Source organism: Candidatus Macondimonas diazotrophica, assembly GCF_004684205.1.
Classification (GTDB): domain Bacteria; phylum Pseudomonadota; class Gammaproteobacteria; order UBA5335; family UBA5335; genus Macondimonas; species Macondimonas diazotrophica.
In genome coordinates, this window is record NZ_SRIO01000001.1 from 96,448 (window position 1) to 115,061 (window position 18,614).

Genomic DNA, 18,614 nt, shown 5'->3' on the forward strand with positions numbered 1-18,614 from the left:
TTCCCCCATCCGCCATGGAGCTGTCACCTCATGAATCTGGACCGTATCCCCGCCGGCGACGACCTCCCCAAGTCGGTCAACGTCCTCATCGAAATCCCCATGCTGGGCGATCCGGTCAAATACGAAGTGGACAAGGACAGCGGCGCCCTGTTCGTCGACCGGCTGATGTCGACAGCCATGCACTACCCGTGCAACTACGGCTACATTCCCCATACCCTGGCCGACGATGGCGATCCGGTCGATGTTCTGGTGATCACCCCCTTCCCGCTGGTCGCTGGCTGCGTGATCAAGTGCCGCCCCATCGGCATGCTGAACATGAGCGACGAAGCCGGTCAGGACCAGAAGCTGCTCGCCGTGCCGGTCGACAAGACGTCTGGCGGACTGTACAGCCAGATCCAGAGCACGGACGACCTGCCTGAACTCACATTGCGGCAAATCGCCCACTTCTTCGAACATTACAAAGACTTGGAAAAAGGCAAGTGGGTGAAGGTCGAAGGCTGGCAAGACCTCAAGGCCGCCGAAGCCGAAATCCTGGCCGGTATCGAACGCGCCAAGGCCAAGGGATAAGCCACGCGGTTCGCGCGCGAACGGGTCATTCCCGAGCGGGGGTATTGACGGCAACCCAGGCCGCCGTACCGTCCGCCCGGGACTCCCGCTTCCAGAAGGGCGCCTGGTGCTTAACGGCTTCGACCAGATGGCGACAGGCCGCGAACGCCTCGGCGCGATGCGGCGTCCAGACCGCGGCGACAATGAGCGTTTCCCCCGGCAGCACCCATCCCACCCGATGAACCAGCACCAGTTGCCGAACCGGCCAGCGCGCGCAGGTCTGCTCGGCGATACGGGCCAGCATCCGCTCCGTCATCCCCGGATAGTGTTCCAGCTGCAGGCCGACCACGCGGTTCGGACCATCCCCGGCGCGCATCGTGCCCACGAATAGACTGCTCGCGCCGCACTGATCCCGCTGCCCGGGATCGATCTCGTGTTCCGCCTCGGTCAGGAGCGGCCAAGGCAAAAAGGCGGCGCTCTTCAGACCAACGATCACGACGCGCCCCCGGTCACGGGCGGAAAGAACGCCACCTCATCGCCATCGGTCACCGGCGCGTCCAAATCCGCATAGTCGAGATTGATCGCAGCCAGCAGGTGCGTCGGCATTGGGGCGCCGTTGGTGACAATCTCCCATACGGCGCGGACGCTATCGGGTCCAGCGGGTATCTGTCGAATCTCCCAGCCCATCTGCTCACGCAAACCGGCGAAGCACCGTACTGTGATCATATCCCGCCTCGCATCTATCCATCTCCATCTACCATGCTATGTTAATCCGGTTCGTTGAACCGAAACGATGTCGCTATGAAGTGCTCCAACCATTTCGATGCCGAGGGCAACGCCCGAATGGTGGATGTGGGCGCCAAGCCCACCACCGCACGCCGCGCCGTGGCCGAAGGTCATATCCTGCTTGATGCGCAAACGCGGGCCAGCTTGGCCGCACACACGACACCCAAAGGAGATGTGCTGTCGATCGCGCAGCTCGCCGGCATCATGGCCGCGAAACGCACCGCCGATCTGATCCCCCTGTGCCATCCCTTGCCACTGACCCACGTGGCCGTACACCTGGCGCTCGACGAACACGGCGTGCGCTGCGAGGCTATCTGCCAGACGAGCGGGCCCACCGGCGTCGAAATGGAAGCGCTCACGGCCGTCCAGGTAGCCTTGTTGACCGTCTATGACATGTGCAAGAGCCTGGATCGCGGCATGGTGATCCAAGGCGTGAGACTCCTGGAAAAAAGCGGCGGCCGGTCCGGCGACTGGCGTTTCACAGCGGAGTAAGCGTCTTGGCCCACGACCATTCTCATGCCGGACACGATCATGGCGACAACCGGCTGGGCTGGGCCACCGGGCTGACCTTCGCCTTCGCAGCCGTCGAAGCAGCCACCGGTTATTGGGCCAACTCCCTGGCCCTGCTGGGCGACGCGGGTCACATGGTGACCGACGCCGGTGCACTCATCCTGGCTGCTGCCGCCGCTCGACTCGCGCGCCGTCCGGCCAGTGCCCAGCACTCCTATGGATTCGGGCGCGCCGAGGTCATCGCGGCGCTCATCAATGCGCTGCTCATCCTCGGACTGGCCGGCGCCCTGCTGGTCAGCGCCGTGCGCCGGCTTCAGAATCCCGAACCGGTTGCCGGCATGGCCGTCCTGCTCGTCGCCCTGGTCGGCCTCCTCTTTAACCTGGGCGTGCTGGCGCTACTGATCCGGGGAACCCAAACCCTCAACATCCGCGCCGCCGTCCTGCATGTCGTAGGCGACGCACTAGGCTCGATCGCGGCGTTAATATCCGGCGCCGTCGTGCTCGCGACCGGTTGGATGCCCATCGACCCACTGCTGACGCTGGTGATCTGTGCCTTACTGCTGACCGGAAGCATCCGGGTGCTGCGCGAAGGGCTGCAGGTGGTGATGGAAGGCGTCCCCGCCCATGTCGATCTGGCGCTGGTCGGGCGCACGCTGGCCGCGGTCCCCGGTGTGCACGGCATTCACGATCTGCATATCTGGAGCCTCTCCAGCGGCCGTATCGCATTATCCGCCCACGTCGACCTCGACACGCTGGAGGAATGGCCCGCGCTCCTGACGCGACTGCGTCATCTGTTGGCCGAACGCTTCGAGATCGATCATGTGACCCTGCAGCCCGAACCCCAGGGGCAGATCCTGCATCGCCGGCCCTATGATCCGGCTCGTCGGGTCGAGTCGCGATCGTTGCCGAACCAATCCGATTCCACGGCGCAAGGAGAGCGCACACATGACCACGGACATTCTCATTGAGCGCGATGCTGCGGTCTGGACGATCCGATTCAACCGACCAAACAAGCGCAACGCACTGACTCATGCCATGTATACCGCCTTGGTGGACGCCCTTGCGGCAGCCGCAGCCGATCCGTTCGTCCGGGTCGTCATCCTGAGCGGGGCCGGCGACTGTTTCACGGCCGGCAACGATCTGCAGGACTTTCTGCAAACGCCGCCGACGAGTCCGGAGAGTCCGGTGGTTCGCTTCCTGCGTGCGCTCGTCGACTTCCCCAAACCCCTTCTGGCAGCGGTGCCGGGCGTGGCGGTCGGCATCGGAACCACCCTGCTCTTGCATTGCGATCTGGCCTGGGCAGCGCCGAATGCCCGCTTCCAATTGCCGTTTGCGCAGCTGGCCTTGGTACCCGAAGGCGCCGCCTCCTATCTTCTGCCGCTGGCGGTGGGCGCCAAACAGGCTAATGCAATGCTTCTGGCTGGGGAGGCCCTTGACGCCGAAGCGGCCGCCAAGGCCGGGTTGATCAATGCCGTGATCCCGGCCGACGTCCTGCAGCAGCACGTGCGCGAACAAGCCCAGAAGCTGGCCGATCTGCCACCCGATGCCCTGCGTCAGACCAAGGCGCTGCTGCGCGCGCCACACCGCGCCGCAACCGAGACCGCCCTGTTGACCGAGGTACAAGCGTTCGGCCGTCAGCTACAATCAGCAGAATGTCGCGCGGCCATGCAAGCGTTTTTCCAACGGCCTGCGTCGGCGGCAGCGACACGTCGCGATGCGGCACCGTCCACCCCTCGTCCTCAGGAGACCAACCGTTCATGAAATACAAGCTGATCTTCCTCGCCTGCTTGCCTGTGCTGCTCGCGGCCTGTTCCTTCATTCCCCAGAGCCCGGGCGCCGATCGCGTCCTACTGCTACCGCTCGCCCGGGTGAAAACCTGTACGGAAATCGGCCAGACCAAAGTGCAGGTTCTGGACCGGATCGGCTTCATCACCCGCCGCGGCGCCTCGATTGACCGGGATCTGCAACGGGTCGCCAAGAACAACGCCATCGACATGGGCGGCGACACCATTTCGGCCCTGACCGATGTGGTTAATGGCCGGCAGACCTTCGGCGTCTACAAGTGTCTGTGAGCTTTGAAGTTATCTGGGGCGAGCTGCGCCGATAGCGCAGCCGTCCGGCCCGGCGCCTCAAGTCAGAAGCCCGCCCGCGCCATCAGCCGGGCGGGAATCCATGGCATCGCCCAGCGCGCCAACATCCACGGCCAACGCGGCACGATGACGCTGGGCGTCTGACGCTCGATCGCACGGACAATCAGCACCGCCGCCCGATCCGCTGCAATGGCGAACGGCGTGCGTGGCACCCCTTCGACGATGGGCGTCTTGACGAAACCCGGATAGAGCACGGTCACGCGGATGTTGTCCCGCCAACCTTCCGCGCGCAACCCTTCGAGATAGGTCGCAAATCCGATCTTGGAGACCGAATAGGCCACGTTTCCAGGCATGGCGCGAAAGGCGGCCACCGAACAGGTACCGATGACCTGGCCACCACCCTGAGCCCGAAAGTGGCGGACGGCCGCATCGGTGATAGCCATGGCACCAAGCAGATTGGTTTCGATGGTGCAGCGCTGCTTGTCGAAGGTCTTCCCGCCAATGCGTCCGCCCAGGCCGATGCCCGCGTTGACGAACACCGCGCCCAGCCCCCCCAGCGCCTCGGCCGCCGATGCGATCAACGCGTCGCTTTCGGGATAGTCCGTGACGTCATGGACATGCACGCTGATGCGCAGGGCCGGATACTGCGCCCGCAATTCCGTTGCCAAAGCCTCGAGTTCGTCCTGGCGGCGGGCCGACAAGGCCAGATGCCAACCTTGCCGCGCCAATTCCCGTGCGACCGCCGCGCCGATCCCGGAACTTGCCCCTGTAATCAGCATCGTGCGGATCATGCCGTCCTCCATCCGGTCTGCTGCTTTTGATGAGCCATTGAGCCAGGCTGGCGATGTATGGCCGGCTCCAAGAGAAGGGCCATCCCCCAACCGGTGTCACCGCTCACGACGCCGAGGCAACCGCCCGCCGCGCCATCGCATCAACACTGAGAACCATCGCCAAGCGCATCATCCCAAAACGTCTCCGCATCCTGACACATACCCCGTTTTCGAGCCACAATCGCGTCAGCACTCGCCGCGCCGGAACGATCCATGAGCCAGATCACACATCACGAGACCCTTCGGGAGCGCCTGCGGCGCATTATTTTCGGGACCAATACACCTGCCGGGCAGTACTTCGACGAAGCGCTGATCGTTGTTATCCTGCTCAGTGTGATTGCCGTGATGCTGGACAGCGTCCAGTCGCTGCACGCGCAGTATGGCGTCTGGCTGTATCGCGCCGAATGGTGTTTCACGCTCATTTTCACCGTGGAGTACCTGGTACGACTGTGGATCAGCGACCGGCCCTTGCGCTATGCGCGAAGTTTTTTCGGCATCGTCGATCTGGTCTCGGTCCTGCCGACCTACCTGAGCCTGCTGGTGCCCGGCGCGCACTACCTGCTCAGCATCCGCCTACTGCGCGCACTGCGCATCTTCCGGGTGCTGCGGCTGCTGAGCCTGATTCACGAAGCCAACTTCCTGACCCAGGCGCTGGTTGCGGCGCGCCGCAAAATCGGCATTTTCCTGTTTACCGTCGTCATCCTGATGGTCATCTTCGGAACGCTAATGTACGTGGTGGAAGGCCCTGACAACGGATTCACCAGCATCCCGGTCAGCATCTACTGGGCCATCGTCACGGTGACCACTGTCGGCTACGGCGACATTTCGCCATCCACCGGCCTGGGTCGTGCCATTGCCGCCGTCGCCATGCTGACGGGTTACGCCATCATCGCGGTCCCCACCGGAATCGTCACGGCCGAGATGACCGTACTGGCACAGCGCGAGCGCAATCGCCGCACCTGCCCGCAATGCCGTCTCCGGGAACATGAAGCCGATGCGGCCTACTGCCGCCGCTGTGGCACGTCACTTCCCGCAAACGGGCCACCTGCTGCCATGCCGTAATCCCGCTGTAGTGGCATCCTGGTGCCGGCATCGATGCCCGGATAATGGCTAGTGCTGACGCCCGGCGCTGCGCCGCCTGGCATGTTGAAGGAACCCATCATCCGTGGCACGGTCTCCCATAAAGAAAAACCATTTTTTTCCGTCCCGGTCGCTGCCCTGTCCAGCGCGCCGAACGGCGCAACAATCAACGCAAAGGCCCATGGAACGGTATGGCCGGCTGAACCCGCGCTCCCCGTAAGCGCGGGTGCGTTCTCTCTCACCCGGGCCGGATTGTGTGCCACACCGGCCCGACCGATGACCGCTCGATTCCAGCCGGTAAGCGCGCCGATTCACCACCGCACTTCGGAGAAAATTGCATGACATGGAACGAAATCAACTGGGCTGAGCTGGGCCCGCTCGGCTGGCTGGAACTGGTGATCCTGGGCAACGAACTGAGAGCCTGGTTGATCGCTCTGGGGCTCACGCTCATCGTCATGGCCGCGCTTCCTGCAATCAAGGCCCAGATCAAGCGCCGCCTGCAGGCGAGAGCAGCGCAGCAAGATGCGGTGATCAGCCGTTACGCCGTAGAAATTGTGGGCGGAACGCGCCGCAGCATCATGCTCCTCGTGGCGATTTTCGTGGGTGCCAGAGCGCTCGTCCTGCCCGCAAAGATTGACGCCACCCTGACGACACTGACCGCGGTCGCGCTGCTGCTTCAGACCACGTTGTGGGCCCTTGAAGCCTTCGACGTCTGGGTAACGCGCTACGAGCAACGCGCCCGGGCCCGCGATGCGGGAGATGCCACGATCGTCGGCTTGATCAGTTTTGTCGGACGCACCGCGATCTGCGCGATTGCGGTGTTAATGATTCTCGACAACCTGGGCTTCAACATCACCACCCTGGTGGCCAGCTTGGGCATCGGCGGCATCGCCATTGCCCTGGCCGTCCAGAACGTATTGGCGGATCTGTTTGCCTCGCTGTCGATCGGCTTGGACAAACCCTTCGTCGTAGGCGATTTCATCATCGTCGGTGACATGATGGGTACCGTCGAACACGTCGGCCTCAAAACCACGCGCCTGCGCAGCCTGTCGGGCGAACAACTGGTCTTCTCGAACACCGATCTGCTGCAAAGCCGCATTCGCAACTACAAGCGCATGTACGAGCGCCGCATCGTATTCAAGTTCGGCGTGCTCTACGACACCCCGCGCGATGCGTTGGGCCGTCTTCCCGGTATCGTCCGCGAAATCATCGAATCCCAGGATGGCGTGCGTTTCGATCGCGCCCATTTCTTCAGCTTCGGGGATTCTTCGCTGGACTTCGAAGTGGTCTATTACGTGCTCGATCCAGACTACACCCATTACATGGACATCCAGCAAGCCATCAATCTGGCCATGATCGACCGGTTTGCCGAACTCGGCGTCGAGTTTGCTTTCCCGACCCGCACCCTGCATATCGAATCCATGCCCGGCGCTGCACCCGCTGCTCAGAAACCCACCTCGAGCTGAAGCGACCCATCCGGCGGACTTGCCGAACGCCGGGGATGGCCTGCATGTCCGCCCCCGGCGTTGATGGAACCGCGCCGCCGCGCCATGATGGCGCCATACCGCTCAAGGGAGGGACGGCATGGAGCCACACATGGACCGGCAAGACGACGCCACGACGACCGAACCGGCGCCACCATCCGATTGGCCGGCGCTGGCCAAGGCGTTTCGGGCGCGCGAGGTGCAGGACCTCGGGCCGCTGGTGCGGCGTGTCACGGCGCGCAACGCCGGCATGATGACCGGCCCCGGCACCAACAGCTATCTCATCGGCCGCCACGATGTCGTGGTGATCGACCCCGGCCCCGCCGACGCGGACCATGTGCAACGCATTGAGGCCGCCGCGCGCGGCCCGATCCGCCAGATCCTGCTCACCCACCGCCATCCCGACCACGCTCCCGGCGCCGCGCTCCTGGCCGAGCGCACCGGCGCGCCCGTGCGTGTGTTTCCCAGGGGACCGCATGGCCTGCGCCATCCGGTCGGAACCCCACTGGCCGACGGCGAGCGGATCGAAACGGCGGAGTTTCGCCTGCAAGCCATCCACACGCCCGGCCATGCCGCCGACCATGTGTGCTTCCTGCTGGAAAACGAAGGTTTACTGTTTGCCGGCGACCAAGTGATGGAAGGCGCGACGGTCGTCATCGCCCCACCCGATGGGCACATGGGGCAATACCTGGCGGCGCTGGAGCGCTTGCAAACGCTCGATCTGGTGGCCATCGCCCCTGCGCACGGCCGCGTCCTGTGCGAACCCCAGCGCCTGTTGGCCGCCATCGTCACCCATCGCCGTCAGCGCGAGGCCAAGGTCCTTGCGGCGCTGCAGCGCGCCGGCCACGGCACCCCCGAAACCCTCGTCGCCGAGGTCTACGCCGACACGCCCGCCTTCCTGCATCTCGCCGCCCGCCTGTCGCTGCAGGCCCACCTCATCCATCTGGTCGAAAGCGGACAAGCCCTGTTCCGGGACGGGACTTGGCACGCGCTCACCGCGGTATGAGATCGGCGTCAGTATGCTTGGCTCAGGCAAACCAACGGAGAATGGGGCAGCCCCGCGCTGAACATGGCATCGAAGGCAGGCGTCGTCCAATGCCGGCCGCCCAGCGAACCCAACCGACTCGGAGACCCGCATGATTGACCATACATGAATCGTTGCCAGCGACTTTCAGAAGAGCAAAGCGTTCTATACTCAAGCCCTGTCGGCAATCGGCTATAGCCTGCTTGCCGAGTGGCCGGCCTCTGTCACCGGGCACACCGATGTGGCTGGGTTTGGTGAACCACCCAAACCGGATTTCTGGATCAGCCGGGGCGCACCCAATAATCCACCCGTTCACGTCGCGTTTCGTGTTCATTCACGCTCATTGGTGCATGCGTTTTATCAGGCCGCCATTGCGGCAGGCGGTCGCGACAATGGCGCACCGGGTTTGCGCGCTCACTATCATCCCAATTACTACGGCGCGTTTGTGCTTGATCCAGACGGCCATAACATCGAAGCGGTGTGTCACGAGCCTGACTCACAATAGCCAACACGACACCCGAGCAGGACAACCGCCAAGGGAACCGTGGTCTGTCCCCGTTGTACGCAAATTCTAACGTTTGCGCTGAGGCCGTGGCCCGTCACGGCCTCAGCGCCAGCAGCGAATTGTTGGAACCGCCATCACGGTTCGGAATTTTGCACTTTCAGCAAGATGGCCGCCAGCGCATCAGCCTCTTCTTCCGTGAGGTGAGTGGAGAAATGCTGCTCCACGGATCGCTTATAGACCGGCCACATGTCACGGCGCATCGCTGCACCTTTCTGCGTCAGCACGGCATATAGCCCCCGACGATCCACCGCGCACTGCTCACGCGAGATGAAGCCATCCTTCTCCAAGCGATCGCACAGCCGTGTCAGGTTGCTGCGACTGAGGACCATCTTCTCGCCGAGAGCGTACAGCCGCAGTCGGTTGCCTTCCGCCATGTCCAACTCCAGCAGCAGGTCGTACCACTCCAAAGGAGGCAGCCCGGCCACCGACAGATCAGCTTGCACGCTTTCCAGGAGCATCTTGTGGACCCGTAACAAGCGGGCCCAGGCAAGAAAATGCGGGGTAATGTGACGCTTATCGTTGCGCATGGAAGAATTATTGCATATGCAACTAAGTCAGACTATGATCTAAATAGTTGCGATTGCAACTATAACTATGGCAATCATCTGAGGTGCCCTATGAAGACCATCAGTCTGAACGACCTGTTCAACCTACTGCGTTCGCCCACCCCGCCGGTCCTGGTAGAGGCCCTGCCCGCTCGCTATTTCGCACAGGGACACTTGCCGGGTGCGTGCAACATCAACACTGGGGAGGTAAAGACGCTCGCGCCGCAACTGCTGCCTGACAAAGACGCCGGTATTGTCGTGTACTGCGCCAGCGTTACCTGCACGAACTCGGATCAGGTCGCGGTGCAATTGCACGCTTTGGGCTACAGCGATGTAACGGTATTCAAGGGTGGTAAGGCGGAATGGCAAGCCGCCGGCCATGCGCTGGAGGGGGTCGCCGCATGAGCCGCAATTTCAGTGACCGATACCTGAATCCTGCCCTTGCCGCGATGCTGCTGCGGGTCGCTCTCGGCAGCATGTGGATTGCCCATGCGATGCTCAAATATGTGACGTTCACGATTCCGGGCTTTTCCAGCTGGCTCGAAAGCCAGGGCTTACCTGGATTCATGGCTTGGCCCGTCTTCATCCTCGAACTGCTTGGCGGCATTACGATTCTTGTTGGCTTTCACGGGCGCTGGACGTCCCTTGCCCTGCTGCCGATCATGGTGGTAGCCACCTCGACGCACGTCGCCAACGGCTGGGTACATAGCAGCCAAGGCGGTGGCTGGGAGTACCCGGCCTTTCTCGCAATCGCGTCGATGGCGCATTTTTTTGCTGGAGACGGCATGCTTCGCTTGGGACGCCAATCCCGTTTGAAAATGCCCTGAAATGGCTTGTCCAGACATACCAGCCCGCGGCGCGATGCCTTCACAATACGGCTCGCGTCGCGGCGTGCGTGTAGTCAGGGTGACCTGGTTGCTTGAGAATTGACTGCTCACGCTCATGACCGATGTCATAGGCGCCACACATAAATATTAAGCGGCATCACGTAGCGACATCCGCTTGAACACGGGTAGGTACTACGCCCAACCCGAGCAATCGGGGACAGACCACGGTTTCCCTTTCTTGGCTAGGGTAGCTGCCCGCTTCCTCACGCCATACGCCGCGGCGGCCTTGAGCAAATCGCCCAAGACATTGGCGTTGTTTCTCCTGCCCATCAGCCCCTCGCGATCGATGCCGATCTTCGGCCACGAGACGAAACAAGGCCGTCGAAAAGTTATCGGCTCCGTTTGGCTTGGCGGTCGCTGAATGCGGTGGGCTTCGAGTCGATTCGGCGAGGTCTCCGGCTGACTCATAACTCCAAGAGGCCGCAGCCTCGACGGCGCAATCGACGCGGCGCAAGATGGCCACGAATATGCATGAATAACCCGTGACAGCTGCTGGCGTGCGGACGGATTGGTGCGAGCAGGACTTGAAAGTCAACGACTTGGCTTGACCTTGGGGACAGCGACGGGCCAGCGCGCGCCTTCGTCCCTGTCACAGACCGGACAAAGCTGACAGGCATGACATCGCGAGGAGGCATCAATGGGACTGAATCACGGACAGATGGGCGACATGGTGTTCGCCGCAAAGGCCATCCACAACGACGGCAGCCTGCCGGAGCATGACGCCGATGGCCTGCTGGTGCCGGCGGGCGGGCGGGGCGTGATCGTGAATGTCGGTCATCTGGAAAGCGATCCCGCGCAAGTGCTGTATCTGGTCCGCTTCGAGAACCCGGACGGGGTACTTGGTCCACCGCTGGGTTGCTGGCCGGGTGATCTGGCTAGCTCGCCGCCCGATGCGGCATGAGCGAAGCCGCGGTCGGCATCACGCCCTGGGAGTACCACCAGCGCACCTGGCATCATCTCGACCGCTACGCCGCGGGGCCCCAGACGCTGGACTGGGACGCCCAGCCCGATCCCTTCCGGCGCTATGACGGGTGCCCGGAAATCCCGCTGTCGCTCACGCCCACCTCCGCCAACGTGTCCTTCGGGAATCTGCACCGGCCGGGGGCGGTGCTTCCAGCACCGCTGGATCGGGCCGGGTTGGGCCGTCTGCTGGAACTCGCGCTCGGCCTGTCGGCCTGGAAACAATACGGGCCGGACCGCTGGGCGCTGCGCTGCAACCCGTCCAGCGGCAATCTGCACCCGACGGAGGGCTATCTCGTCTGCCGCGCGCTGCCCGATCTCGCGGATGGGGTGTATCACTACCGGGCGGACGCGCATCTGCTGGAACAGCGGGCGGCCGTTGGATCGGGCCCATCCGCGGACGGGTCGGTCGCGCTGCTCGGGTTGACCTCCATCCACTGGCGCGAGGCGTGGAAATACGGCGAGCGTGCCTATCGCTATTGCCAGCTCGACGTCGGCCACGCGGTGGCGGCGCTGTCGTATGCGGCGGCGCTGCTGGGCTGGCGGCTGCAGTCCCTCACGCATTGGCCGGATGCGGCGGTCGCCGCGCTGCTCGGTGTGGATCGACCCACGGACGGCGCCGAGGCGGAGCATCCGGATCTGCTGCTGGCGGTAGACACCGGGCCCGCGGGCGCGCCGCCCGAGGCGGATGCGTGGCTGGCCTGGGCGCGCGACGCCGAGTGGCAGGGTCGGCCGAATGTGCTGGACCATCGCCCGCTCTATCAATGGCCGGTGATCGAGGCGGTGAGCCACGCAGCTGACAAGCCCGCCACGCCTGTGTTTTTCCCAATGATGCACGATGCGCCGGCCGTGCGCCCGGCCGCTGGGGACGAACGCCCGGCAATGGCGGTGATTCGCGAGCGTCGCTCGGCGCAGGCCTACGATCCGGCCGGGACCATGCCGCTCGCCACACTCGAGGCGCTGCTGGACCGGTTCGTCCCGCGCGCCGACGTGCCACCGTGGGCGGCTTTGCCCGAATCCGACCGGCTGCATCTGCTGCTGTTCGTGCACCGGGTGGACGGCCTGACGCCGGGGCTCTACGCACTGCCCCGCTCGGCCGCGGGGCGGGCACTGCTGCTCGGCGCGCTGGATGCGCGCTTTGCCTGGAAGTCCTGCCCCGAATTGAATCTGGGCGAGGCGCCGCTTTACCGGTTGGCAAGTGGCGACATGCGGCGCACGGCCGGGCTGCTGTGTTGCCATCAGGCGATTGCGGCGCAAGGCGCGGTCACCTTCATGCTGCTTGGCGAGTGGGGCACCGACCTCGATGACGAGCCCTGGCGCTATCGCTGGCGGCACTGGGAGGCCGGCGCGCTGGGACAGACGCTTTACCTCAACGCCGAAGCCGCGAGTCTGCGCGGCACGGGGATCGGCTGCTACTTCGACCCGGCGGTGCATGAGATCCTGGGTCTGTCCGACCGGCGCCTGCAGAGCTTCTATCACTTCACCATCGGCCGGCCGCTGCTCGATGTGCGCATCCAGTCCCTGCCGCCCTATGCGCATCTGCGACGCGAGTGAGACCGCTGCGCGGTTTCAGCAGCAGCGGTTAACGCCGCTGGAAAAATCGCTCGGGATGATGCCGACGGATGAAGCGCACCGGAACACCGGCGGCCGCTCGGGGCAAGCGGCATGGTGGTGGGCGAGATAGCGCTCATCAGCGTCGTCCTCGCTCCGTTGGCGGAACAGCGCCCACGCCCGTCGCAACCAGTCGCGTGCGGGTTTGATCGGTCCTGCCCTTGGGGGTCTCTCTCGATCAGTTCGAGGATCGACGCGGCAGCGCTTTCGCGCAGCGGCAACACCGGCCATCCGATGATCACGCCCCAGACGGTGTAGGCCATGTCGAGCACGATGATCCACAACAGCGCTGCAAAAAATACCGTCAGCCCGCCATCGATCTGTCGATTGAGAACGAGCTGCGGCGCCACGGCGGCCTTTTCGGGCGGCAACGCGCCGGCGGCCAGACGTTCGGACAGGTCGCGCGCGCCGGCAAAAGCCCGATGCGCGGATCGGCTCAGCACCTTTTACGCGGCTGCCGTAGTGATCGCGATCATGAACCATGGCGAGGCAACCCGGTCACCCATACCTACCGCAACCGCCCGGACTCGACGAGGATGCCAGTGGCGACCGACAGCGCGATGGCAGCCAGAGGATGCTTACGCCGCTGTTGGGATCGACCACACCCCTGCGCAGGAATAGCCCCAGGCCACGACCATCGCGCTGAACTGAGCAGCAACCGACGGCGTCGGCCCAGCGGTTCCCATATAGCCCCCAGTAGGTCTTGGAGCAGGAAGCCGCCAACGCGCCTTCCAGCAACGGCTTCGACCATGATGACGAAGTGAAGCCACAATGCATGCAGGCTCTCGCCGAAAGCACTGCTGAAGATGCTGGCCATGCCGATCGCCAGCGACGGCGCGTCACCGGTGCGGAAAAAGAGCAAGGTCCGCCCATGTCATGCGTCAGGTCTGCCATCGCGCGGTGCTCACCGGGTAGCCCGAGCCGCCAATGGTCGTGTCGATCAGGCCGGCCGGGCTGATGATGGCGCAATAGAGTCCCGGGGTCGAGCATGCTCCCGGCCATCAGGGCCATCAGGCCACAACTGACGCCATAATCATGGCCCCATAGCCCACCCGCGAGACGAGCGCATCGCTGTCGAGCAGCTCGGGGGTCGTACCCGAGGCCACCATGGCGTGAAAGCCCGAGACGGCACCGCAGGCTGATGGTGATGAAGACGACGGGGAACACAGGACCGGCAAAGATGGGACCGGAGCCGTCCACGAACGGGGTAATCGCGCGGCGCGAGCAGCCGCCAGACCGGCCGGATCGCTGCCGCAAAGCCGTAGGCCATGATCATCCAGGCCACGGATGCGCCGTCCCAGTCGAATCAGGTTCGAACCACCGCGTGCGTGTCGATCCAGTCGCCTCCATGGTTGATCAGCAGCAAGGCCCGCCCGATCAGCGCGACTTCCAGAACGCGTCCGGGGCGAATCTGATTCCTATAGAGGCCGATCAGCATAGCAATGGGTATGCTCGCGGCCACCGTCGCCGTCCCCCATGGACTGTGCTTCATGGCATCGAGCCGTCAGGCCCAGCGCCGAAATCAGTGCGATGAGGATCATGAAGGTGCCGGTAAAAAGCAGCACTGCCGGTGTGGTCCGATCGGTGTCGAACATCAGCATGCGGGCAGCAATCCAGGCCGCATCAAGCCGGTAAACCAAGGCATACAAGCAGACGGCCGCAACGATCAGCCACGCGTGTTGATGGACTCACCGCAGTGCAGCGCCACACCGCCGAGCGTGAACGCGCCAAGAGCGGCGGGCAATGACCAAATACGGGGCGCAAGACGAAATGGCATGGGCAGCCAAGCCTCGTGCACGGAACAACGCGCCCGCCCGCACGGTATGCATCCAGGCGGTCGCCAGCGAGAATAACCCCACGGGTACAGTGCGCCAAACCGGCCCGTCTTCTTGGTGTGATCGACGATCGACTGACGTCAACGTCATGCCGTGTGCTGGCCCCAGTCGGGGAATCAGGCGCAGGACACTCCGGTTCCCCGTAAGCCGCAATAGCCGTTGGGATGATGCGCGAGGTACTGCTGATGTTCGGGCTCCGCAAAATAGAACGGGCCCGGGGGAGCGATCTCGGTGGTCACCGCCCCGTATCCTGCCTTGTCCAGGCGTTTGTTGTAGGACTCCAGGCTGTTCTGGACCGCAATTCGCTGGATATCGTCACTGACCTGAATCAGCGATCGATACTGCGTGCCGACATCGTTGCCCTGGCGCATGCCCTGTGTCGGATCGTGCGCCTCCCAGAAGATCCGGAGCAGATCCTCATAGGCGATTCGGGTCGGATCGAACACCACTTGAACCACCTCGGCATGCCCGGTGCGCCCGCTGCAAACCTCGTCATAGGTGGGATTGGGCGTCAGACCGCCCGCGTATCCAGCGGCGGTCACATAGACGCCAGACTCGGTCCAGAAACGGCGCTCTGCCCCCCAGAAACAGCCCATGCCGAAGCGGGCGATCGACAGACCCGGTGGATAGGGCGGGACGAGCGGGACATCCAGCACGGCATGGCGCGTAGGAATCGCAACCGCTTGCTCGCGCCCGGGCAGTGCTTCACTGGTGGTTGGCAACCGCAGCTTGTAGGGGTGAATGAATCGCATGGCTTTGGCCTCCGCTTGCGCCGTCCCTAAGTATTCAGACCGATGCAAACCCCGGGAGTGCGATTTTGTCTTTGTGAAACGCTTCTGGAAACATCGATCTGGAGACAAAAAACCCCGATCGGGTAAACCGATCGGGGTTGCGTGAGCCAAACATGGCTGAAAGCAAAGTTCTCGTGTGCACTGAACGACCGATTGATGACTCGCCTCGCCGGCTTCCTGCCATCCGATCCCCTCGTCCATGACCGGAAGGGAGCCTCAATCTTCAGTGGCCTTCCTGGCCAACAACAATCTTCCTGATTGCCGGTCCGTTTTTTCGTCCTTGAACTCTTCCATGAGCAGTGGCTTCCTGCCACCATTCATCCCTGACCCGGCCAATCCTTTGGCCCCGTGGTATCCGTACCACAATGTCTTCGGACGGTTTCAATGATCTCTCATCGAGGTGACGCAAACAGTCAGACAATGCCAAAATGCGATGTAAGCATTTTCTTAATACCTACTATTGATGCCACAACGGCCTCATGGAGACGAGTCGGATACTGACATGATTGGCTTCCTGCAACGCGTCCGGTCTGCCTGGGTGGACGTCGACGGCGAACGCATCGCCCACATCCAGGGGGGATTGCTGGTCCTGATCGGCATGGAGCGCCTCGATAGCCTCGCGACCGCCGCCCGCTTGCTGCAGCGCATCCTCGACTACCGGGTCTTTTCCGATTCCAGCCAGCGCATGAATCTCAGCTTGCGGGATGTGCGAGGTGAATTGCTTCTGGTGCCCCAGTTTACCTTGGCTGCCGACACACGCAAAGGCAACCGGCCAGGATTTTCACCGGCCATGGCGCCGGAGCAGGCCAGGCCGCTCTATGCGGAATTGGTGAAGCAGGCCCGTGCGCTGCACCCGCGTGTGGAAAGCGGATCATTCGGTGCGAACATGCAGGTCAGTCTGACCAATGACGGCCCGGTCAGCTTCTGGCTCGAGGTGAGCCCCCACGGCCAGGACCCAGACCCGACCTGAGACAGCACACCGAAGCGAGCGGGCATCAACATGGCAATGGAGTGGTGGGCCGTGCAGGACTCGAACCTGCAACCCGCGGATTATGAGTCCGACGCTCTAACCATTGAGCTAACGGCCCGTAAAACGAAATTACATTGGAACGCGGCGAGAAAAAGCCCGCTCTCCGGGTGAGCGGGCTCTCGTGGGTTTCCCAGTGACGCCTGCCGTCCTCACTCCTCCAGAAAGCTGCGCAGCATTTCCGAACGAGACGGATGACGCAGCTTGCGCAGCGCCTTGGCTTCGATCTGGCGAATACGCTCACGGGTCACGTCGAACTGTTTGCCGACCTCTTCCAAGGTATGGTCGGTATTCATCTCGATGCCAAAGCGCATGCGGAGCACCTTGGCTTCGCGCGGCGTCAGGGTGGCGAGCATGGCGTGGGCCGCTTCACGCAGTCCTTCCCGAGTCGCCATGTCGGCCGGCGAGGGAATGTTGGTGTCCTCGATGAAATCGCCGAGATGGGAGTCTTCATCGTCGCCGATCGGTGTTTCCATCGAAATCGGCTCCTTGGCGATCTTGAGCACCTTGCGGACCTTGTCCTCGGGCATCTCCATCTTCTGAGCTAGTTCGTCCGGCGTCGGTTCACGGCCCATTTCCTGGAGCATCTGCCGCTGTACCCGGTTGATCTTGTTGATCGTTTCGATCATGTGAACCGGGATGCGAATGGTGCGCGCCTGATCCGCAATCGACCGTGTGATAGCCTGGCGGATCCACCAAGTGGCGTAGGTCGAGAACTTGTAGCCGCGGCGATACTCGAACTTGTCTACCGCCTTCATCAAGCCAATATTGCCTTCCTGGATGAGGTCCAGGAACTGCAGACCACGATTGGTGTACTTCTTGGCAATGGAAATGACCAGCCGCAGGTTGGCTTCGACCATTTCCTTCTTCGCACGCCGCGCCTTGGCATCGCTGATCGTCTTTTGCCGATTGATTTCCTTGATGACGGACAACGGCATCAGGGTTTCACGCTCGATGGCTCGCAGCTGATCCTGAAGCGCGATGATGTCCTCACGATGGCGGGCAATGGTCGCCGAGTGCTTGCGCTTGGCACGGATCTGTTTGTCGATCCAGTCGCTATCGGTTTCATGATCCTGGAAGACCTGGAGGAAATCGCGGCGCGACATGCCCGCTCGCGCAACGCAATACTCCATGATCTGCCGCTCGTGCCGGCGGACGCCATCCACCAGCTGCCGCAACTGGTCACTCAGCTGCACGATGACGCGCGGGGCAAACTTGAATTGCAAAAACTGATAGATCAACGCTTGCTGTTCGGCTCGCGTGGATTCCGCCGCGGGTCCTTGCTCGCGCAAGTGCGTCAGCACCACGTCGTACTGGGCCTGAAGCGCGGCCATACGCTGGGCCACCTCCTGAGGATCGGGACCGGTGTCGGCAGTCTCGGTCGAATCGTCGTCACCGTCCTCGTCTTCTTCCTCTTCGGCAGCATCCATCTCCATTGGCACATCGGCCGAGTCATCTACTGCCGCTTCGCTATCGAACTGAGATGGATCGATGAACCCGACCACGAGATCCGCCAGTCGGGCGCCGGCCTCGTTGAGCCGCGCATACTCGCCCAGCACATAGGCGGTCGAGACCGGCAGGCTGGCGAGCGCCTTGAGTGCCTCGAGCTGACCTTCCTCGATGCGCTTGGCGATACTGATCTCGCCTTCACGGGTCAACAGCTCGACTGTGCCCATTTCCCGCATGTACATGCGCACCGGATCGGTCGTGCGCCCGATCTCGCCCTCGACGGACGAGGCCAGGGCAGCGGCTGCCTCTTCGGCTTCGTCATCGTCATTGGTGGTAACGGCATTGTCAGAGAGAAGGATATCTTCGGAATCCGGCGCCTGCTCATGGACGGAAATGCCCATGTCATTGAACATGGCGATGATGTCCTCGATCTGCTCGGGGTCCACCAGATCATCCGGAAGATGGTCGTTGACTTCGGCAAACGTCAGATAACCCTGTTCTTTACCCTTTGAAATCAGAGACTTCAGCAGGGAACGCTGATCTTCGCTCATACGGCGGCTCAACCTTAGGCAAGGGGCGTAAATAAACGCCCAA

The 18,614-nt window shown here is 63.0% G+C and carries 24 protein-coding genes, 1 tRNA gene and 1 pseudogene; 14 read left to right on the forward strand and 12 right to left on the reverse strand.

The window, feature by feature from the left end; all coding sequences use genetic code 11:
* Nucleotides 1-30 precede the first annotated feature (30 nt).
* Complete coding sequence (gene ppa, locus E4680_RS00465) at nucleotides 31-567, forward strand: inorganic diphosphatase (protein ID WP_135280412.1); 537 nt, start codon at nucleotides 31-33, stop codon at nucleotides 565-567.
* A gap of 25 nt (nucleotides 568-592) precedes the next feature.
* Here ppa and E4680_RS00470 read toward each other — a convergent pair whose 3' ends face one another.
* Both E4680_RS00470 and E4680_RS00475 read right to left on the reverse strand, forming a co-directional pair.
* Entirely contained in the window at nucleotides 593-1,042 is a 450-nt protein-coding gene (locus tag E4680_RS00470) for a molybdenum cofactor biosynthesis protein MoaE (protein WP_135280413.1), read from the reverse strand.
* A complete protein-coding gene (locus E4680_RS00475) occupies nucleotides 1,039-1,272 on the reverse strand; it encodes a MoaD/ThiS family protein (protein ID WP_135280414.1) in 234 nt (77 codons plus the stop codon). The genes E4680_RS00470 and E4680_RS00475 overlap by 4 nt, the downstream gene beginning before the upstream one ends.
* Before the next feature lie 75 nt (nucleotides 1,273-1,347).
* Between E4680_RS00475 and moaC the strand changes: the two genes are divergently transcribed.
* From moaC to E4680_RS00495, 4 genes are read left to right on the forward strand one after another with little or no spacing between them, the layout of a single operon-like run.
* A complete protein-coding gene (moaC, locus tag E4680_RS00480; protein ID WP_135280415.1) occupies nucleotides 1,348-1,824 on the forward strand; it encodes a cyclic pyranopterin monophosphate synthase MoaC in 477 nt (158 codons plus the stop codon).
* A gap of 5 nt (nucleotides 1,825-1,829) precedes the next feature.
* Nucleotides 1,830-2,810, forward strand: coding sequence for a cation diffusion facilitator family transporter (locus E4680_RS00485; protein WP_135280416.1), 981 nt, complete (start codon nucleotides 1,830-1,832; stop codon nucleotides 2,808-2,810).
* A complete protein-coding gene (locus E4680_RS00490) occupies nucleotides 2,788-3,603 on the forward strand; it encodes an enoyl-CoA hydratase-related protein (protein ID WP_135280417.1) in 816 nt (271 codons plus the stop codon). Before E4680_RS00485 ends, E4680_RS00490 begins: the two co-directional genes overlap by 23 nt.
* Nucleotides 3,600-3,914 (forward strand): DUF4156 domain-containing protein, encoded by a 315-nt coding sequence (locus E4680_RS00495; protein WP_167792302.1) that lies wholly within the window; start codon nucleotides 3,600-3,602, stop codon nucleotides 3,912-3,914. Before E4680_RS00490 ends, E4680_RS00495 begins: the two co-directional genes overlap by 4 nt.
* Before the next feature lie 62 nt (nucleotides 3,915-3,976).
* Here E4680_RS00495 and E4680_RS00500 read toward each other — a convergent pair whose 3' ends face one another.
* Nucleotides 3,977-4,723, reverse strand: coding sequence for an SDR family NAD(P)-dependent oxidoreductase (locus tag E4680_RS00500; RefSeq protein WP_167792303.1), 747 nt, complete (start codon nucleotides 4,721-4,723; stop codon nucleotides 3,977-3,979).
* Nucleotides 4,724-4,975: 252 nt separating this feature from the next.
* On the opposite strand from E4680_RS00500, the gene E4680_RS00505 reads away from it, so the two are divergent.
* From E4680_RS00505 to E4680_RS14585, 4 genes are all read left to right on the forward strand, one after another.
* Nucleotides 4,976-5,824, forward strand: coding sequence for an ion transporter (locus E4680_RS00505; RefSeq protein WP_135280420.1), 849 nt, complete (start codon nucleotides 4,976-4,978; stop codon nucleotides 5,822-5,824).
* A gap of 356 nt (nucleotides 5,825-6,180) precedes the next feature.
* The gene (locus tag E4680_RS00510; RefSeq protein WP_135280421.1) at nucleotides 6,181-7,308 is read left to right on the forward strand and encodes a mechanosensitive ion channel family protein; all 1,128 of its coding nucleotides are present in this window, start codon (nucleotides 6,181-6,183) and stop codon (nucleotides 7,306-7,308) included.
* A gap of 130 nt (nucleotides 7,309-7,438) precedes the next feature.
* Complete coding sequence (locus tag E4680_RS00515; protein ID WP_135280422.1) at nucleotides 7,439-8,332, forward strand: MBL fold metallo-hydrolase; 894 nt, start codon at nucleotides 7,439-7,441, stop codon at nucleotides 8,330-8,332.
* A 148-nt stretch (nucleotides 8,333-8,480) separates the two neighbouring features.
* Complete coding sequence (locus tag E4680_RS14585; RefSeq protein WP_205688700.1) at nucleotides 8,481-8,855, forward strand: VOC family protein; 375 nt, start codon at nucleotides 8,481-8,483, stop codon at nucleotides 8,853-8,855.
* Between the two features lie 134 nt (nucleotides 8,856-8,989).
* On the opposite strand, the gene E4680_RS00525 is transcribed toward E4680_RS14585, so the two are convergent.
* Complete coding sequence (locus E4680_RS00525; protein WP_135280423.1) at nucleotides 8,990-9,442, reverse strand: MarR family winged helix-turn-helix transcriptional regulator; 453 nt, start codon at nucleotides 9,440-9,442, stop codon at nucleotides 8,990-8,992.
* A 90-nt stretch (nucleotides 9,443-9,532) separates the two neighbouring features.
* Here E4680_RS00525 and E4680_RS00530 point away from each other — a divergent pair, with 90 nt between their 5' ends.
* The 4 genes from E4680_RS00530 to E4680_RS00545 all read left to right on the forward strand — a co-directional run bounded on the left by E4680_RS00530 (nucleotide 9,533) and on the right by E4680_RS00545 (nucleotide 12,861).
* Nucleotides 9,533-9,865, forward strand: coding sequence for a rhodanese-like domain-containing protein (locus E4680_RS00530; protein WP_135280424.1), 333 nt, complete (start codon nucleotides 9,533-9,535; stop codon nucleotides 9,863-9,865).
* Nucleotides 9,862-10,287 (forward strand): DoxX family protein, encoded by a 426-nt coding sequence (locus tag E4680_RS00535; RefSeq protein WP_135280425.1) that lies wholly within the window; start codon nucleotides 9,862-9,864, stop codon nucleotides 10,285-10,287. Before E4680_RS00530 ends, E4680_RS00535 begins: the two co-directional genes overlap by 4 nt.
* Nucleotides 10,288-10,984: 697 nt before the next feature.
* A complete protein-coding gene (locus E4680_RS00540; protein ID WP_135280426.1) occupies nucleotides 10,985-11,248 on the forward strand; it encodes a nitrogen fixation protein NifZ in 264 nt (87 codons plus the stop codon).
* A complete protein-coding gene (locus E4680_RS00545; protein ID WP_135280427.1) occupies nucleotides 11,245-12,861 on the forward strand; it encodes a nitroreductase family protein in 1,617 nt (538 codons plus the stop codon). The genes E4680_RS00540 and E4680_RS00545 overlap by 4 nt, the downstream gene beginning before the upstream one ends.
* On the opposite strand, the gene E4680_RS00550 is transcribed toward E4680_RS00545, so the two are convergent.
* The 6 genes and pseudogenes from E4680_RS00550 to msrA form a co-directional block, all read right to left on the reverse strand.
* A complete protein-coding gene (locus tag E4680_RS00550) occupies nucleotides 12,837-13,361 on the reverse strand; it encodes a hypothetical protein (RefSeq protein ID WP_135280428.1) in 525 nt (174 codons plus the stop codon). The genes E4680_RS00545 and E4680_RS00550 overlap by 25 nt on opposite strands.
* Before the next feature lie 65 nt (nucleotides 13,362-13,426).
* On the reverse strand, nucleotides 13,427-13,780 hold the full coding sequence (locus tag E4680_RS00555) for a carbon starvation CstA family protein (RefSeq protein WP_422666652.1): 354 nt from the start codon (nucleotides 13,778-13,780) through the stop codon (nucleotides 13,427-13,429).
* Between the two features lie 148 nt (nucleotides 13,781-13,928).
* The gene (locus tag E4680_RS14590; protein ID WP_422666653.1) at nucleotides 13,929-14,096 is read right to left on the reverse strand and encodes a carbon starvation CstA family protein; all 168 of its coding nucleotides are present in this window, start codon (nucleotides 14,094-14,096) and stop codon (nucleotides 13,929-13,931) included.
* A 41-nt stretch (nucleotides 14,097-14,137) separates the two neighbouring features.
* Nucleotides 14,138-14,410, reverse strand: a pseudogene (locus tag E4680_RS14520) (carbon starvation CstA family protein); the annotation flags it as partial.
* Nucleotides 14,337-14,588, reverse strand: a complete 252-nt coding sequence (locus E4680_RS14595) for a hypothetical protein (protein WP_135280607.1) — start codon at nucleotides 14,586-14,588, stop codon at nucleotides 14,337-14,339. The gene E4680_RS14595 and the pseudogene E4680_RS14520, both read right to left, overlap by 74 nt.
* A 281-nt stretch (nucleotides 14,589-14,869) precedes the next feature.
* Nucleotides 14,870-15,505 (reverse strand): peptide-methionine (S)-S-oxide reductase MsrA, encoded by a 636-nt coding sequence (gene msrA / locus E4680_RS00575; protein WP_135280432.1) that lies wholly within the window; start codon nucleotides 15,503-15,505, stop codon nucleotides 14,870-14,872.
* 541 nt (nucleotides 15,506-16,046) lie between these two features.
* On the opposite strand from msrA, the gene dtd reads away from it, so the two are divergent.
* Entirely contained in the window at nucleotides 16,047-16,514 is a 468-nt protein-coding gene (dtd, locus tag E4680_RS00580) for a D-aminoacyl-tRNA deacylase (RefSeq protein WP_135280433.1), read from the forward strand.
* 42 nt (nucleotides 16,515-16,556) lie between these two features.
* On the opposite strand, the gene E4680_RS00585 is transcribed toward dtd, so the two are convergent.
* Both E4680_RS00585 and rpoD read right to left on the reverse strand, forming a co-directional pair.
* Nucleotides 16,557-16,632 (reverse strand) — tRNA-Ile (locus E4680_RS00585).
* A gap of 91 nt (nucleotides 16,633-16,723) precedes the next feature.
* Nucleotides 16,724-18,571, reverse strand: coding sequence for an RNA polymerase sigma factor RpoD (gene rpoD, locus E4680_RS00590; RefSeq protein ID WP_135280434.1), 1,848 nt, complete (start codon nucleotides 18,569-18,571; stop codon nucleotides 16,724-16,726).
* Between the last annotated feature and the right edge of the window lie 43 nt (nucleotides 18,572-18,614).